Origin of the sequence: Arenibacter troitsensis (assembly GCF_900177645.1) — a bacterium.
In the GTDB taxonomy this organism is placed as follows: Bacteria; Bacteroidota; Bacteroidia; order Flavobacteriales; family Flavobacteriaceae; genus Arenibacter; species Arenibacter troitsensis.
Genome location: NZ_FXAO01000009.1, coordinates 107,826 through 124,389, shown reverse-complemented (window position 1 = coordinate 124,389; position 16,564 = coordinate 107,826). Strand labels below are relative to the sequence as shown.

Annotated in this window: 13 protein-coding genes and 1 pseudogene; all 14 read right to left on the bottom strand. The window is 39.6% G+C overall.

Translation table 11 applies throughout. The annotated features are described in order from the left end of the window. Positions 1-1,218: a TolC family protein gene (locus tag B9Y87_RS18520; RefSeq protein WP_085500457.1), complete on the bottom strand. Its 1,218-nt coding sequence runs from the start codon at positions 1,216-1,218 to the stop codon at positions 1-3. Further along, positions 1,215-4,967 (bottom strand): efflux RND transporter permease subunit, encoded by a 3,753-nt coding sequence (locus B9Y87_RS18515; RefSeq protein ID WP_085500456.1) that lies wholly within the window; start codon positions 4,965-4,967, stop codon positions 1,215-1,217. The genes B9Y87_RS18520 and B9Y87_RS18515 overlap by 4 nt, the downstream gene beginning before the upstream one ends. Before the next feature lie 132 nt (positions 4,968-5,099). Next, on the bottom strand, positions 5,100-5,516 hold the full coding sequence (locus tag B9Y87_RS18510; protein WP_085500455.1) for an HYC_CC_PP family protein: 417 nt from the start codon (positions 5,514-5,516) through the stop codon (positions 5,100-5,102). Positions 5,517-5,637: 121 nt separating this feature from the next. Beyond that, entirely contained in the window at positions 5,638-5,862 is a 225-nt protein-coding gene (locus B9Y87_RS22400; protein WP_317045140.1) for a GDCCVxC domain-containing (seleno)protein, read from the bottom strand. Then, a pseudogene (gene merTP, locus B9Y87_RS18505) lies at positions 5,789-6,390 on the bottom strand (mercuric transport protein MerTP). Before merTP ends, B9Y87_RS22400 begins: the two are co-directional and overlap by 74 nt. 6 nt (positions 6,391-6,396) lie before the next feature. Continuing rightward, positions 6,397-6,744: an ArsR/SmtB family transcription factor gene (locus B9Y87_RS18500; protein ID WP_317045139.1), complete on the bottom strand. Its 348-nt coding sequence runs from the start codon at positions 6,742-6,744 to the stop codon at positions 6,397-6,399. Between the two features lie 121 nt (positions 6,745-6,865). Further along, positions 6,866-9,949 carry an efflux RND transporter permease subunit gene (locus tag B9Y87_RS18495; RefSeq protein ID WP_085500454.1) on the bottom strand — a complete coding sequence of 1,028 codons (3,084 nt, stop codon included), beginning with the start codon at positions 9,947-9,949 and terminating at the stop codon, positions 6,866-6,868. A 15-nt stretch (positions 9,950-9,964) separates the two neighbouring features. Further along, on the bottom strand, positions 9,965-11,467 hold the full coding sequence (locus B9Y87_RS18490) for an efflux RND transporter periplasmic adaptor subunit (RefSeq protein WP_085500453.1): 1,503 nt from the start codon (positions 11,465-11,467) through the stop codon (positions 9,965-9,967). 20 nt (positions 11,468-11,487) lie between these two features. Then, positions 11,488-11,730: a hypothetical protein gene (locus B9Y87_RS18485; protein ID WP_085500452.1), complete on the bottom strand. Its 243-nt coding sequence runs from the start codon at positions 11,728-11,730 to the stop codon at positions 11,488-11,490. Between the two features lie 18 nt (positions 11,731-11,748). Beyond that, positions 11,749-12,432, bottom strand: coding sequence for a TolC family protein (locus B9Y87_RS22250; RefSeq protein WP_245808746.1), 684 nt, complete (start codon positions 12,430-12,432; stop codon positions 11,749-11,751). A 123-nt stretch (positions 12,433-12,555) separates the two neighbouring features. Continuing rightward, positions 12,556-12,933, bottom strand: coding sequence for a hypothetical protein (locus tag B9Y87_RS22245; protein ID WP_245808745.1), 378 nt, complete (start codon positions 12,931-12,933; stop codon positions 12,556-12,558). A 72-nt stretch (positions 12,934-13,005) separates the two neighbouring features. Beyond that, positions 13,006-13,446, bottom strand: coding sequence for a hypothetical protein (locus tag B9Y87_RS18475; protein ID WP_085500451.1), 441 nt, complete (start codon positions 13,444-13,446; stop codon positions 13,006-13,008). Positions 13,447-14,116: 670 nt separating this feature from the next. Continuing rightward, the gene (locus B9Y87_RS18460) at positions 14,117-16,102 is read right to left on the bottom strand and encodes a heavy metal translocating P-type ATPase (RefSeq protein WP_085500448.1); all 1,986 of its coding nucleotides are present in this window, start codon (positions 16,100-16,102) and stop codon (positions 14,117-14,119) included. A gap of 45 nt (positions 16,103-16,147) precedes the next feature. Beyond that, positions 16,148-16,564: a Fur family transcriptional regulator gene (locus B9Y87_RS18455; RefSeq protein ID WP_085500447.1), complete on the bottom strand. Its 417-nt coding sequence runs from the start codon at positions 16,562-16,564 to the stop codon at positions 16,148-16,150.

The window sequence follows — 16,564 nt, the reverse complement described above, 5'->3', positions numbered from 1 at the left end:
TCAATTGATTAAATAGTTAATAATTGCCGATTGTACGTAATACAATTGCACTGATTCGACTTGGTTCAATTGAAATTTTAACTGCAATTCCTGAATATCCAGCACATCATTAAAATCAATAGTACCAGTCTCATAATTTTTCATAAGAATTTCTTCAGCATTTTTGGACTGTTTTAGATTGATTTGTTGGGTGTTATACTTGATACGTGCCTCATTACGAACTGACTCAGCCTTTGCCAATGCTGATTGAAGTAGATTAATGCGCTCATTTTTTTGCAATTCGGTTTCTTTTAGACGCATTTCGTTTTGCTTGGAAACAGATTTAATACGATTGTTAAAAATAGGGAAAGAGAAAGTTACCATGGGCATCACAATATCTTTCCCATTATCTTCAAAATTCATGTCCGGTCTTTCCTGAACAGGAATGAAATCCACTCCAAAACCAATATTGGGAGCACCATCCTTTTTGTTGAGCAATTCTGATTGGACTATGGATTCATACAATTCATCGTACTTCAGGATTTCAGGGTTAAGTTCCAATCCATTCCCTAAGTAAATAGGGTCCTCCAAGGGAAGGGTCATTTCCGAAACAATACCTATAGACATGGTTGTCTTTCTATTTAAAAGATTGTTGAAATTAGATTTTTCGGCCACGTAGTCCTGATCCAAAATTTCCCTTTGTTGGCGTAATTCATTTTGACGTATTTGTAATTTCAGTACATCAACGGCCGAAGCCTTACCTACTTCCACCGAAGTCAATGCCAATCGCTCATACGTTTTCAGTAATTGTATGTTCTGATCTAGTACCTTTTGCTTTGCTTCAATGGCATGCAATTGGTAATAAGATTGGGCCACAGCAAGCGCCAATTTACGTTTGGCGATAGCTATTTCTATGTAATCCACATTGGACATTGAAACAGCATAATTTTGCCGAGCTGTTATGGTCCCAAACCAGGGCAACATCTGCGATACCGAAAACCTGGCCCGTTGTGCTCCAGTTCGTGTTTCCGGTTCACTTACAAAATAGCCTGCGCTCAGGTTGGTGTTGGGTAGCGTATTTACCTCGTTTACCTTCTCTTGGGCAATGCTATATTTTAGATTAAAGGCCTGTATCTGTGGATTATTTTCCTGAGCCTCCAGAATATAAGATTGCAGATCCTGTGCTTCTGCCCAAGTCGAAACCATTATTAAACAAATGAGGATTTTAATATTTTTCATTTACTTACTCTTTTTAATTGAAATTCCTTTTTCCAACTATAAAGTACCGGTACAATAAAATAAGAAGTGATATCTATGACCATTCCCCCAAAAATGGGGATTGCCATTGGGATCATTATATCACTGCCTTTTCCGGTAGACGTCATTACGGGCAGGAGGGCAAGGATTGTTGTGACTGTGGTCATTAAACAGGGTCTAATACGTTTTTCCGCTGCCTCTAGAGCAGCTATGCGTATCCCCTTTTTATCGGTTGGATTTTCTCTGTCAAAAGTTTGTGTTAGGTAAGTGGCCATGACTACCCCATCATCTGTAGCAATACCAAACAGGGCAATAAATCCTACCCATACGGCCACACTTAGATTGATTGTTTTCATGTTAAACAGATCCCTAAGGTTTTCTCCGAAAAAACTGAAGTTTAAAAACCACTCTTGGCCGTATAGCCATATCATGATGAATCCGCCAGCAAAAGCCACTGTAATTCCCGTAAATACCATTAGGGAGGTTGCTACGGATCTAAACTGAAAATATAGTATCAAAAAGATAATGGCTAATGCCAAAGGAACCACAATAGATAGCGTTTTTTCTGCGCGTAATTGGTTTTCGTAGGTTCCGGTAAATTGATAAGTAATTCCCTTAGGAACCACTAGTTCTCCGCCATCTATTCTTCCCTTGATTATGGTCTGGGCATTCTCTACCACATTTACTTCTGCAAAGCCATCAAGTTTGTCAAACAAAACATAGCCAACTAAAAAGGTGTCTTCGCTTTTGATGACTTGTGGCCCTTGTTCGTATCTTATATTTACCAATTGGCCCAATGGCACGGGACTTCCTTTTTCAACTGGAACATATATGTTTTCGAGATCCGTTGGATTTTCCCGTAACTCCCTTGGATAACGAACCCTTATTGAGTACCGTTCCCTGCCTTCAACAGTTTGGGTCAAAGGCATTCCGCCCACCGCTACTTGTAGAACTTCTTGTACGTCCATTACAGATATGCCATAACGAGCAAGTTGCTTACGATCGATATCTATCAATAAATAGGGCTTACCAACGATACGGTCTGCAAATACGGCCTGTTCTTTTACGCCATCTACCTGTTTAAGGATTTTTTCCAATTGCAGACCAAAGGCTTCAATTTCCTGTAAATCCTGACCCTTTACTTTTATGCCCATTGGTGCGCGCATACCAGTTTGCAGCATCACCAAACGTGTTTCTATGGGTTGCAATTTAGGAGCGGAGGTAATTCCAGGAAATTTAGTTACCCTTACAATTTCGTTCCAGATATCGTCAGGAGATTTTATTTTTGGTCGCCAGTTCCTATAATATTCACCGTTATTATCTGGAACCAGGTCATCATTGGTTACTATTGTTTGCAATTGATACTCCTCGTAATGTTTGTCACCGTCCAATTTGTTATTGTGATTAATATTAAAATTGCCATTTTTCAAAACAAAAAGGCCATCCTCATTAACTTTATACCGTTGGCGTTCTCCTTTCGAATTACGCATGTACTCCGATTTGTATTGAATTACATTTTCGTACATGGAAAGAGGTGCAGGGTCCAATGCCGATTCTGTTCGTCCGGATTTACCTACTACAGTTTCAATTTCGGGAATGCTTGCTACGGCCATATCTAGCTGTTGTAGCACGCGCTTATTCTCTTCTACACCTGCATGAGGTAATGATGTAGGCATTAATAAAAATGAACCTTCGTTTAAAGAGGGCATAAATTCCTTGCCGGTATTTTTCATGATAATAAATCCCAATGTTAAAACCGTGGTAGGAATTATCAAGAAGAGTAATTTGTTTGCCAGCGCCCATTGGAGAATACGGGAGTAATAGTTTCTGAAAATCGAGAAACTTCCCAACAGACCAAAACAGATAATACTAACGAAGATCAGGTTCATGAATATGCTTCGATCAAAACCAAGAGGCCTCCAATACGCCGCAAGCAGCAGTATTATGGCTACAACCGATATGATAATATTGATCAAATTTGCTCTTTTAGAGGAAACTTTCCCCAGTATACCCAAAAACGCGGTTGTTGCAAAAGCTATCAGAATCAACCCAAGCCAATATCCATAAAAGATGGCTGTGATGCCAAGCATAACGAGGATGGCATTTAAAATATATTTAGAATTTTGTTTAAGGTTGTTCTTTTTAAAGAACACTGCCGCAAATGGGGGAATTAAAAACAGTGCTATAATCAATGAGGCCGTAAGTGCCATGGTTTTGGTGAAGGCCAATGGACGGAAGAGTTTGCCCTCCGCACCTATCATTGTAAATACAGGTACAAAGCTTATAATAGTTGTAAGTACGGCGGTTAAAATGGCACCGGAAACTTCTGAAGTGGCATTATAAATAATTTCGTTGATCGTATATTCGGTGCCGTTTTCGTTATGACGCAACTTCTCATCTTCCAAGTGTCTTATCATATTTTCGGCGAGAATTACCCCAACATCCACCATGGTACCGATTGCAATTGCGATACCTGATAGGGCAACAATATTGGCATCCACATTAAAAAGCTTCATGGTAACAAAAACCATTAATACAGCTACAGGTAATAAACCGGAAATAAGTATGGAAGCCCTTAAATTGAATATCATTACAATTATGACTAAAATAGTAATGAGAATTTCCAAGGTCAAGGCTTCATTAAGTGTTCCCAGGGTTTCATGTATCAATTCCGTTCTATCGTAGAAAGGAACTATGGTCACCTGCGAAGTTGTACCATCCTCTAACTGCTTTGATGGTAGACCAGCGGCCAACTCCTCAATTTGTTTTTTAACATTGTTAATGACTTCTAAAGGGTTTGAGCCATACCTAGCTACTACTACTCCACCAACAACTTCGGCTCCTTCCTTGTCCAATATTCCACGACGAGGGGCCGGCCCCATGTGTACCTTGCCTAAATCCTTAATGCGGAGGGAAGTGAAATTTTCTGAACTTACAACTGCATTTTCAATATCCTCAATAGACTCGACATAGCCAAGGCCACGCACCAAGTATTCGGCTTGATTAATCTCCAAGGTCTGGGCACCTATATCCTGATTAGATTTTTTAACGGCTTTGACAATATCGCTCAAGCTAATATTGTACTGCCGCATAATTTCAGGATTTACGTCCACTTGGTACTCCTTAACATATCCACCAATGGAGGCTACTTCTGAAACACCTGCAGCAGAAGAAAGCGCATATTTTACGTAATAGTCCTGAATACTTCTTAATTCCTGAAGATCCCATCCCCCGGTAACATTACCATCTTTATCCCGACCTTCCAACGTATACCAAAAAATCTGCCCCAGACCAGTAGCATCGGGACCTAGTGCAGGATTTACATTGTCAGGTAATAGTCCGCTGGGTAAGGAATTAAGTTTTTCCAAGATTCGACTTCGTGACCAATAGAATTCAATATCTTCTTCAAAAATGATATAGATACTTGAAAAACCGAACATGGAGGAGCTACGTATCGTTTTTACTCCTGGGATTCCAAGTATCGAGGTAGTAAGTGGATAAGTAATTTGATCCTCTATATCCTGAGGGGACCTTCCCTCCCACTTGGTAAAAACTATTTGCTGATTTTCACCTATATCAGGAATAGCATCCACAGCAACCGGATCTGTAGGTAAAAATCCTGTATCCCAATTAAAAGGGGAGTTGACAATGCCCCAGCCTACAAAAAGAGTAAGCATTAGAACCGCAACGAGCTTATTTTCTATTAGAAATTTTATGCCTTTGTTCAGCATGGATTCTGGTAATTAGACAGTTATACATTTGTGTGTTGATGGGCGTACAGAATATTGAACGCAACAAAAGTTGCCCATATCGGATGTACCGTTGGGCTTATATCCCGATAGTTTTCGGGAACTGTCTAAAAATCAAATCAAATATACTTCGTAGAGAGTCTGTGCGTCCTGTTTGAGAAACGGTGGTGAGTAGTCAATAAAATGTTTGATGTTTTCATCAAACCCCTCATACAGATTAATATAAGAATAAAGAAATGCAGCAACAAAAATTTGCTGCTCAAAAGTAATTTTATCAAATGATATTTTGAGGTCTTGATTAGCTTGCTTGACCAACTGGTGTTCTGTACAACAAGACTTTGAAGTAATTTCCGTTTCGCAATCTTGTGTAGGCTGTTCTTTTTCCATCCCACAGCTATCCGCAACTCCATTGAATGAAAGATCTACCAAAGATGTTCCGCAAAAGTGCATGTCCATGGTAAAGGACATTGTAGTAATCATAACCACAAACGCCATGGAAACCGCTAAAACCTTATGGAAGATTTTCTTCATACCATGCAAAAATACAAAATTTTGTTATTATTAATTGAGATTAACAGAATTTTAATTTAAATATTTAGCAATAATGAACACCTTTTTGGGCGAGCTGGCAAACAGTTATACCATAATATCATTATACGAAACAATCGTCATCTTTTGACCTTAACATTTTCTTGCAGCTTGTGCATTCATAGAAAAATTGATAAGCATCCGTGGGCATTTGCTCTTCTTTTTTATGTCCACGGTTGGGGCATTTTAAAGTAATAAAGACCTTTATTTTTATATTATTCAACAATTTTATATCCTGTGCTGTTAATGGCTTTTTGGATTGCGGCCAAATCGGTTTTGGCCTTCTCATACTTCACTACTGTATGCGCATCTTCGTAACTGGCCTTGACCGATAAAATGCCATCCAATTTGTTGACCTCGCTCTGTACGTGTCTTCACACCCTGCGTAGGTCATTCCTTCTACATCAAAGACATGCTTTACGATATTGGATTGTGAAACGTCAATAACATCCTTACCGGGCTGTGCATAAAACATATTCGAGTAGTTTGGAAATGCCAATATCAATCCCGCGAAAACTGTTACTATTAAAAGAAAGCTCTTTGGTTACCAAAAGAAGGGTTTTGCATCATCCTCACAAGCACAGCCAATTACCTTCTGGGCTTTTGGTCGTAGTTTCTGGTACCAGGCTAAGACCAATACGAGTACAATGATGTCGATAAGATAGGGCCGAAATGGTTCCACCCAAGAAAAGGTGGATGCGATTCCACTGGTTCCTGCAATCAATGCCATAACCGAGGTTATACAACATATTGATGCCGCTATGGCCGTCAATATTCCGGCGTAGGCGACCTTGTTCGAGGTTTTTCCTGTTTCCATTTTATGCTACCTTTTTATTTTCTGAATTTTGGCAAAGACATTGTCCAATACTTCGTTATGATTCTGGACCAGTGAATAATACAGGGTCTGCCCCTCACGTCTCGAAGTAATCAATCCTACATCCTTCATTTTACGTATGTGCTGTGAAACTGAGGGTACACTCATTTCAAGTATATCAACAAAATCGCAGGGACATAGCTCACCTTCCTCTTTCAAAAAGAAAAGTATCCTTAATCGCGTTTCGTTACCGGCCAAGGCCAGGACTTTGCAGATTGCGGTAATTGCCTCTGAGTTTGTTCCTTGGGTTTCGCGACAGCGTGTAGTTGTTTTTGGTTGGCCTCTGCGCGCGTACAACTCAATTCAAGTGTTATAGTATTATTTTCAGGAAAGATATATTCATGTAATTATTTAAGCAAATACTTAAATAAAGTTAATATCGTAACCCTATGTTTTTAAAGGGTTACGATAGAACTATCTAATTATTTCTTGAAACCATCAATTGATATACACAGGGAATTACTAACAAGTTTAAAATGGTCGCAGATAACAATCCCCCCAAAATAACCACTGCCATAGGGCTTTGTATTTCACTACCAGGCTCGCCGCCTTTTAGTGCCAATGGAATCAATGCCAAACCTGTTGTAAATGCCGTCATTAAGATCGGGTTTAGGCGATCTAAAGCTCCTGTTTTTATCAATTGAAAACCTTTCATTCCATCCTTTCTCAAATCCTCATATCTGGAAACCAAAAGGATTCCATTTCGGGTTGCGATACCGAAAAGGCTAATAAAACCTATGGTCACTGCGATACTGATAATTCCGGAAGTGAAGTACACGATCAATATACCACCGATTAAAGCCAAAGGCAGATTGATCAATACTACAAATGCCAGTTTTACATCTTTAAATTCATAATACAATAGCAAGAAAATGATAGCTATTGCAATGACTGCAGTGAACATAAGTAATTGGGATGCTTTGGATTCGCTTTCAAACTGTCCGCCATATTCCACCCGGTAACCTTCCGGAATTTTTACATTACTGCCAACAACATCCTTTATTTCATTTACGGCACTTCGCAAATCCCTGCCCTGTACATTGGCAGCGACTACAATTTTACGTTGCACACCCTCTCGGTTAATAGTGTTTGGACTGCTCACGGATTGAACGGTTGCCAATTCACCTAATATTGTGTATTTTCCATTGGGAAGGCTTACCAATGTATTGTTGATGTTCTCAATGTCATTCCTAAATGGTTTTTCGTAGCGCACAACCAGACCGAAATATTGTTGACCTTCATAAATTTCACCAGCTTCTTCACCTGCAAAAGCAATATCTACCTGCTCCATTAAATTGCCTACCGTCATTCCATAGGCTGCCAAAATTTGACGTTTAGGTTTGATGCGTATCTGCGGAACTTCTATTTGTTGGTCTACCGCTACATCCGCCAAGCCATCAATATCTTTGATGCTCTTCTCTACGCTCTTGCCTACTTCAAATAAACGTTGTAGGTCGGAGCCATAAATCTTGATCGCAATATTGGCACGTGTACCCGATAGCATATGGTCTATCCGGTGAGCAATAGGTTGCCCTAATGTAATGTTTACCCCTGGGGCAATGCTTAATTTTGTACGGACTTCTTCAAAAAATTCTTCCTTGGTTTTGTCTTTCAAAATAAAGGGCACATCAATTTCTGAAGCATTTACACCTTGTGCGTGTTCATCCAGTTCTGCTCGTCCTTGTCTTCGGGTAACCACTTCAACTTCGGGCAGGTCCAGTAATATCGTCTCTATCAATTTTCCTGTTTTGTTGCTCTCTTCCAAAGACATTCCCGGGGGTCCTACCACACTAATTACCAAAGAGCCTTCATTAAATTCTGGAAGAAAACTTCTTCCCAATTGTGTTAAAACTAAAAGACTTACAATAAAGGCAATGACCGTTACACCAATGACAGCTTTTGGAATTTTTGTGGCACGTTCCAAGGTATTTCCATAATGTTTCTGTAACCATCGTTCCACCCGTGTGCCCTCTGCTTGTTTGTTCAAAAGCTTTTCGTTATCCAACAAATAGGAACATAATATTGGGGTTACCGTTACAGCCACGATCAAAGACGTTAGAACAGATGTAACAAACGCAATGCCCAACGGTTGCAATAAGCGACCTTCCATTCCGCTCAAAAAGAATAGCGGTATAAATGATACAATGATAATCAAGGTGGCGATAATGATCGAACTTCGTATTTCTACGGAAGCGTCCCGAACGACCGTAATTGTCGATTGCCGACCAGACTTTGGTTTTCTGATATTTTCTCGCAGGCGCCTATACACATTTTCCACATCAATAATAGCATCATCCACCAAGGCGCCTATAGCAATTGCCATCCCACCTAAACTCATGGTATTAATAGTATAACCCAGCCATTTTAAGATGATAATGGACACCAATAAGGAAATAGGAATGGCAAGCAATGAAATTACCGTTGTTCTCCAATTCATTAAAAAGATGAAAAGGATGATCATTACAAAGAATGCACCTTCCATTAAGGTTTGATTCAAATTACTGATCGAGGCATCAATAAAATCTGATTGTCTAAAGATTTGACTTTTGATGTTTACACCTTTTGGCAAAGTTGCCTGTAAATCAGCAATAGCTTCATCCAAACGATCTGTAAGTTCCAATGTGTTTACATCCGGTTGCTTTGAAATGGTTAAGATCACCGCAGGGTTTGCATTCAATGAACCATCCCCGATCTTGTCGGCAGCTCCAATTTGCACCGTGGCCACATCCTTAATTTTGATGGTTTGACCATTGACCTGTTTTAAAACTGCTTCCTGTAAATCCTCCAATACATAGGCTCTACCACTTCCTTTGATAATGTATTGGTTCCCATATTGATTGATAACACCACCTGGTGCATTGGCATTGGCCTCTTTAACCTTTTCTACCAATTCTGAAAGACTTACATTGTAATGTTTCATCTTTTCAGGGTTCGCAAATACTTGGTATTGCTTATAATCGCCACCAATAACCACCACATTGGCGATACCACCAATGGCTTTTATACGTGGTCTAATGGTCCAATCGGAAAGGGTTCTGAGCTCCATTGCCGAAAGGCTATCCGAAGTAACTCCCATGAGCATTATTTCGCCCATAATGGATGAAATAGGAGCCATAGTCGGCGCACCTATTCCTTCTGGTAAATTTTCCCTTACCATTGGGATCCGTTCGCTCACAATTTGGCGTGCACGATAGATATCGGTTCCCCAATCAAATTCTACCCAAACAATGGATATACCTGCTGCCGATGAAGAACGGATTCTTCGAACATTTGGCGAGCCGTTCAAGGCTGTTTCCAGTTGATAGGTTACTAATTTTTCAACTTCTTCAGATTCCATTCCATGGGCTTCGGTAAGAATGGTTACAGTAGGTGCCGTAAGGTCTGGGAATACATCGACGTTCATTGTCCTGGCATAATAAATACCCAACACGCTCAATGCGACCGCTCCCAATAGAATGACCAATCTATTTTGAAGTGAAATTGATAATATTTTGTTTAACATTTCTCTTCTATTTTTTTAATGTTCGTGACCGTGTGCAGGTGTTGAACCGGACATTGAAGCCATTTTAACCTGATATGCTCCTGTGGTTACTACCACTTCCCCAATCTCCAGACCTTGGAGTATTTCAACATTTTCTCCATTGCGCTTTCCAATTTTTACAGGCCTTCTTTCAAAACTTTCTCCTGAAAGTTGTACCATAACGGAATAGCTACCGTAATCTTCCAACAAAGCATTTACAGGAATCATTGTGTTTAGGGTTGCGTTGCCCATTGCAATTTGAACCTGGGTCAAGCTCCCTTCCGGCATTTCAATATCATCATTGACCTTGGCGAATACTGAAATTAGCGGTCTGTTGTTATCTACATCTTTAGCAATGGAAAGGATCAAACCTCCAGAAGATGCAGCATTACGCCATTGACCATCCTTGGTCTGATACCAAATGCCTTGTGCATTCTCCATGGTGAGTCCATAAGAAGGTGCAATTTGGGTCTTTAATACCCTGGACCGAAGCGTTCCTACAGTTACCATTGCTGCTCCTTGGTCTACATAATCCCCATTGGCAACATTTATCGCTGTGATATAACCATCAAATGGTGCCCGAATTTGCTTTCCGTCACCTGCCACTCCAGCCGCAAGGCCTTGATAATTGGATCGGGCGATATTGAAATTGCTTTCTACTTTTTCAAACTCTGCTTTAGGAACAATTTTCGATTCGTACAATTGCTTTTTACGTTCATATTCGGACTTTGCCTGTTCAAAACTGGAACGCGCCTTTGCAATTTCTATACTCAAATTATTGGATGCCAAACCTTGACTGCTAACATTGATCAATAATTGGTCTTTTTTTACTGGCGTACCCTCGGTAAGATTGCTTACTGCAAAATCCACCACCCCGTTGGATTTTGCTGCCATTGTCTTAACGGAACCGGGCGAAGGCATCCAAACACCTGAGGTATTTATAACATCATAGATTTTACCATTGACCGCAGCAGCTGTTTGAAAGTCTATTTTCCAAGCTTGTTCCTTCAGAAATGAAATGCTCCCATCATCTTTGGCTGCACCCAAGGCCTTTATGGCTTCATCTGCATTGGCATATACAGTAATATCATCAATAACGATCTTATCTGAATATCCGGGCGTAGTTAATTCAAAGACCAACTGATAGTTCCCTGCTTCCTTGGGCTGAATTGCAGGTGAAAATATCCCAGGTGATGTGGGTGCATCCGCCGTATTCCTGATGCCCTTACCATCTTTTATTAAGCTTACGGTTACCGAACCTTCCCTAACAGGCTGGTGTCTGTCCATTTCGGTAAAATGAGCAGCGAATCTACTTCCATTTCCAACTATTAATGCAGGAAATTCTACGAATAGTTCTGTTTTGTCCGTCCAAATGGTGTGGTCCAATCGGGGAATTTCTTCTCCAATGTGACTACCATCGGCATTATGTGCGTGTGCATCATCTGCCTTGTTATTACAAGACATAGCCAAAAAGGCAAGCACTATAATTATATATTTCATTTGCTACAACTATTTATATTTTAATGATTGTGGTGCTCAGAACCATCATCATGTTTATGGGTTTCAGGTTTAATTGCCATAGAGTCCTTATCAACATGGAACTCTTCTTGTTCTATAGTTTCCTCGTGCATATGACCGCCGTTTGCATCGTGGTCATGACCGTGCTCTTCCGTACTTTCTGTCTTTGATATTGTGTCTCTACAAGAAGTTAAGGCAACTGTTGAAACTAGGGCTACTGCGTATACTATTTTAAAAATTTTCATAATGTTTTATTTTAAATTTTATAATTGATGTTTTAATAATTGTGCCTGGAGCAAATGCAACTCTTTTTCCATTTGCAGCATTTTATCTGATGCATTTCGGTAAAATTGGAGCTCTACATAATAATCCATAAAAGAATACTCGCCCAACATATAGGCTTTAAAAAGTAATTTTTCACTTTCTAAATTACTCATCGTCGCTTGATACTCATTATACTTTGAGTGCATCAATTGGTAGCGATTAAAAGATTCTTGAAATTGGGTGTAAAGGGTATTTGTTATTACTTGGGTATTCGTTTGCTGATACTCATGGTTTGCTTGTGCAGCTTTCACCCTGTTTTTACTGCCCCATATGGGAATGGAAAGTCCCCCATAAAATCCCGAATAATTATTTCCATTTACTCCTTGATAGTTGTAGCCTAGAGCGACATTTGGAAGTACCTTGTTTTGCTCCAATTTCATTTTTTGCAAGGAGGCAACCTCATTCGTCTTCAATTCTAGGAGCGAAGGGTCGTTGGCTACTTTTTCCTGCCAAAGCTTGTCCATGCTTCCTATTTTAACGGGCAAAACAATTTGCAATGAAAGTCCATCCAATGGTTTGTCGCCATTTAAGGTTTTAAGTTTGGAAATTAGAATCTGGATGTCGTTTTCGATTTGTTCAACGACAAATTGTTCCTGAATCCAGGCAACTTTGGCTTTATTCAAATCTAAAATACCTACCTGCTCCTTGTCATAGAGCTCCTTAATCTGATCAAATACCTGTTTACCTTGGGACCTTCTTTCGGCCTCAATGCCTTTTTGCTTCTTTAAGAAAGCAAGTTCTATAAGTTACTCCTTCGCATTTAATAGCACCAACTGTCTCCTTTTCGTATAGGCAGTTTGTAGTTGCTCCGATCTTAAATCGTTCCACTTACCCCTTGCAGCGTATACCGTTGGGAACTCAAAAGATTGTGATATTTGATATTCCGTATAAGTATCTGCGGTATTATCGCCAAAAGGCAAATAATAGCCAGATAGCTGTGGGTCCGGCAAATTGTTGGTGCTCTTGTTTTCGAGCTGTTGACTTTCAATATAGGATTGATAGCCTTGTAACTCGGTATTATTCTGTTCTATTTCAGCAAGTAATTCCTCCAAATTTCTGTTTTGAGAGAAACCACTAACAAAAAACAGGCATCCGCAAATAGCGAATACTATATGTTTATTCATTGTTTGTGAATTTTAGGTTTAATCAAAATTTATAAAAGGATTACTACCATAGCGGTAAGTATTCCTAATCGATTAACCTAAATATGGGGGACCTCGTGTATCGAGGCATGAGAGATAAGAATTAAAATAAGTATTCGGTGGATGATAAATAGGAGATGCTCTATTTTGCCCATCATCAATTAAAAAAAGACCTTGAATATCAAAAACACCATTAGCAATCTCTTCACCAATAATGGTCTGATTTTCAACAATGTCCCCATTAAATAATCCAATTTCGCTCGACACCGTAGAATGGACGTGCATATCCAAAAAGAATCCAAAGAAACCTAAAGGTGAATTTTCGTCTTCTTGGGAATGGTCATCATTGTGATGGTGTTCGCCCGTATGTGCAATAACTGAATGGGAATGTGTTTCCTCATGTTGATGATGCAAATGAGGAAAGGCTTGATGCAGCATCATAAAGCTGAACAGGCCTAAAAAGAATAATGCTTTTATGTGATTGTACTTTTGCATCAAAAACAAAGATAACTTTTCCGATTTAATTTTAAACAGATGTAAAGCTTTTTTAAAATTTTGATTGGGCTATAGTAAAAAAAAGGTTTTTCCTATGAAATATAAACTCTAGCAGTCCCAAGAATCTAGTTTTTAGCATGGGGAATGTGCCAAAAAAGGTATATTTAATTAGATTTTGCGATTATTTCGATGAAAGTTTTGCACAACATCTACTTTTAGATACTAATTCAATATTTGAGGCAAATTTTTGCTACTTTTCATTTTTTGAAACATAAAGGATTTAATATTGCAAGTATGGTGACAACCAATTTAGAAAAATTAGTAAGCAAAATCATTGGCTATGTGATGTTAGAGGATAAGTTACGCATTCTTGAACATTTCGTTTTCCCAAACTATTGCTATAATATTTATATCCTGTAATTTACACTATACCCATTTCACGATTTTACTTATCGGAGAAAAGCAGGTAAAAGAAATAAAAAATAGCATCGAAAAAATATACTATAAATCCTATGATAAATATTCCAGCAATTACGAGGGTGCCATATAATCTGTCCTTTTTGGTCACCGTCCGATCCTTATGTTTTTCCGGTGTCTTATTTTCTCTCCTCTTTCTCCTACTTTGAGACATATACTTAATCCTATTTATTGGTTTTTTTCCAATTGATAATTAGTGCCACACTTTTTTTTGAAGGCGAATGGCATTGAGTATTGCCAAAAAGGCCACCCCGACATCAGCAAAAACAGCTTCCCACATTGTCGCTATTCCGAACGCCCCTAGAGCCATTACCAACACTTTTACGCCAAAGGCAAGACCAATGTTTTGCCAAACAATTCGTCGTGTGGAACGCCCTATTTGAATAGCACGTGCAATCTTACTCGGTTGGTCGTTTTGGATAATAACATCTGCAGTCTCAATAGCCACATCGCTGCCAAGACCTCCCATAGCAATTCCTACATCACTTGCCGCCAACACAGGTGCATCGTTAATACCATCGCCAATAAATGCAACTTTGGTATCGAGCTGCTTTTTTAGTTTTTCGACTTCGTTAAGTTTATCTTCAGGTAATAGACCACCCTTCGCCCAATCGATTTTCAATTCTTTTGCTACCTGCTGGGTTATGGAATCCTTATCGCCAGAAAGCATGATGATTTTGGAAATCCCTGATTGCCTAATTTGCTTTATGGCTTGATGCGCATCGTTCTTTAGTTCATCCGCAATGGTCACATAGCCTGCAAATTTTCCATCAATGGCAACCATTACAATTGATTCTACGATACTATCTGTTTCTGAACTTACTTCTATTTTGTTAGAGGTCATTAAGGCCTTATTTCCCACCAACACGGTTCTTCCATTGACCGTTCCTTTTAACCCTTTCCCGGCGACTTCGGTAACCTCGGTCGCTTCAAAATCAGCACCCTCAGCCTTGTATTCCAAAATTGCCTTTGCAATGGGATGGGTGGATTGTTCTTCCATCGACATTAGGTACTGCACAAATTCCGATTCGGTAAAAGCCGAGCTGGTTACAACTTCCTTGATTTTAAAGACCCCTTTAGTAACGGTTCCCGTTTTATCCATTACGATGGTTTTTACCTTGGTCATCGCATCTAGGAAGGATGCACCTTTAAAGAGAATCCCATTTCGGGAAGCTGCACCTAGACCCCCAAAATATCCTAGCGGAATGGAAATGACCAAGGCACAAGGGCAGGAAATCACTAAGAAAATCAGCGCACGGTAGAGCCATTCACGGAACACGTAATCACCTACAAAAAAGTAGGGCAGGAATGTCAGCCCGATAGCTAGGAAAACAACGATGGGGGTATAAATCCGTGCAAACTTTCTGATAAAAAGCTCCGTTTTGGACTTTCGGGCGGTGGCGTTCTGTACCATATCCAAAATTCGTGCTATGGAACTGTCCTTAAATTCCTTTGTCGTTTCCATTTCTATAACACCATCGAGGTTGATGCTACCGGCAAATACCTTTTCATCCTTTGCAATGGTATCGGGTTTGCTTTCTCCTGTCAAGGCTGCCGTATTAAACGAACCTTTTTCAGAAAGTAGCATACCATCAAGCGGTACTTTCTCCCCCACTCGTACCTGAATCTTCTCACCTATAGCAACCGTTTCTGGATTGACGGAAATAAAGTCGCCATCGCGAAATACCAGTGCTTCATTGGGGCGTACGTCCAGCAAAGCTTTGATGTTTCCCTTAGCACGGTTGACAGCGGCATTCTGGAACAATTCGCCCACAGCATAGAATAACATCACGGCCACACCTTCCGGATATTCGCCTATAGCAAATGCCCCCAAAGTTGCAATGGACATCAAGAAGAATTCCGTAAAGAAATCCCCCTTTTTAATACTATTCCAACCTTCTTTAATTACCGGAAACCCTACAGGTATATAAGCTACTGAAAACCAAACGATTCTGAACCATCCACTAAAGAAAGGAATGGCTTCAAAATAATCAATGGCAATTCCGATTATCAGCATAACAAAGCTGAAAATCGCAGGTAGGTAAGTTCTAAAATTGGATATTTTTTTAGGACTACTGTGATTATGGCCATCATCCAGCCCCGGCTGGCGGGCGTGACTGTGCTCGCTTCGATGTTCCTTGGTTTCTAAATCGCGTAAGTTTACTTTTTTCTTTTTCATATTGGATATCAAGTTCTTAAAAATAAGAGTGCAATGGACGTGCATTTATTGGCCGCTACACTTCTCACAAATTCCCGTTATCACCAAGTTTGCATCCTCGGCGATGTAACCGCTGGGTAAGTTGATATGAGGAATTTTATGATCCGTTAAGCAAACTGTTTTATCGCAATTACTACAATGAAAATGTAAATGTAGGTCTTGGTCCAGCTCGCAATTACATCCTTGTTCGCATAAGGCATATTTTGAGATACCTGTACCATCATCAATATGATGAACAATCCCCTTGTCCTCAAAGGTTTTTAGTGTCCTGTATAATGTTGTTCTTTCAGCTTTAACAAAGGCATTTTCTATATCTGTAAGTGCTATCGCCACTTCCTTTTTAGCCATAAATTTATATATGAGAATACGCATCGCTGTTGGTCGTATTCCATTGTTTTCCAATGTTTTTTCAATTTCGGTCAT

Excerpts from the sequence above, each read along its gene's own strand:
- B9Y87_RS18520 (WP_085500457.1), bottom strand. The coding sequence starts at position 1,218 with ATGAAAAATATTAAAATCCTCATTTGTTTAATAATGGTTTCGACTTGG.
- B9Y87_RS18515 (WP_085500456.1), bottom strand. The coding sequence starts at position 4,967 with ATGCTGAACAAAGGCATAAAATTTCTAATAGAAAATAAGCTCGTTGCG.
- B9Y87_RS18510 (WP_085500455.1), bottom strand. The coding sequence starts at position 5,516 with ATGAAGAAAATCTTCCATAAGGTTTTAGCGGTTTCCATGGCGTTTGTG.
- B9Y87_RS22400 (WP_317045140.1), bottom strand. The coding sequence starts at position 5,862 with ATGAGAAGGCCAAAACCGATTTGGCCGCAATCCAAAAAGCCATTAACA.
- B9Y87_RS18495 (WP_085500454.1), bottom strand. The coding sequence starts at position 9,949 with ATGTTAAACAAAATATTATCAATTTCACTTCAAAATAGATTGGTCATT.
- B9Y87_RS18490 (WP_085500453.1), bottom strand. The coding sequence starts at position 11,467 with ATGAAATATATAATTATAGTGCTTGCCTTTTTGGCTATGTCTTGTAAT.
- B9Y87_RS18485 (WP_085500452.1), bottom strand. The coding sequence starts at position 11,730 with ATGAAAATTTTTAAAATAGTATACGCAGTAGCCCTAGTTTCAACAGTT.
- B9Y87_RS22245 (WP_245808745.1), bottom strand. The coding sequence starts at position 12,933 with ATGAATAAACATATAGTATTCGCTATTTGCGGATGCCTGTTTTTTGTT.
- B9Y87_RS18475 (WP_085500451.1), bottom strand. The coding sequence starts at position 13,446 with ATGCAAAAGTACAATCACATAAAAGCATTATTCTTTTTAGGCCTGTTC.
- B9Y87_RS18460 (WP_085500448.1), bottom strand. The coding sequence starts at position 16,102 with ATGAAAAAGAAAAAAGTAAACTTACGCGATTTAGAAACCAAGGAACAT.
- B9Y87_RS18455 (WP_085500447.1), bottom strand. The coding sequence starts at position 16,564 with ATGACCGAAATTGAAAAAACATTGGAAAACAATGGAATACGACCAACA.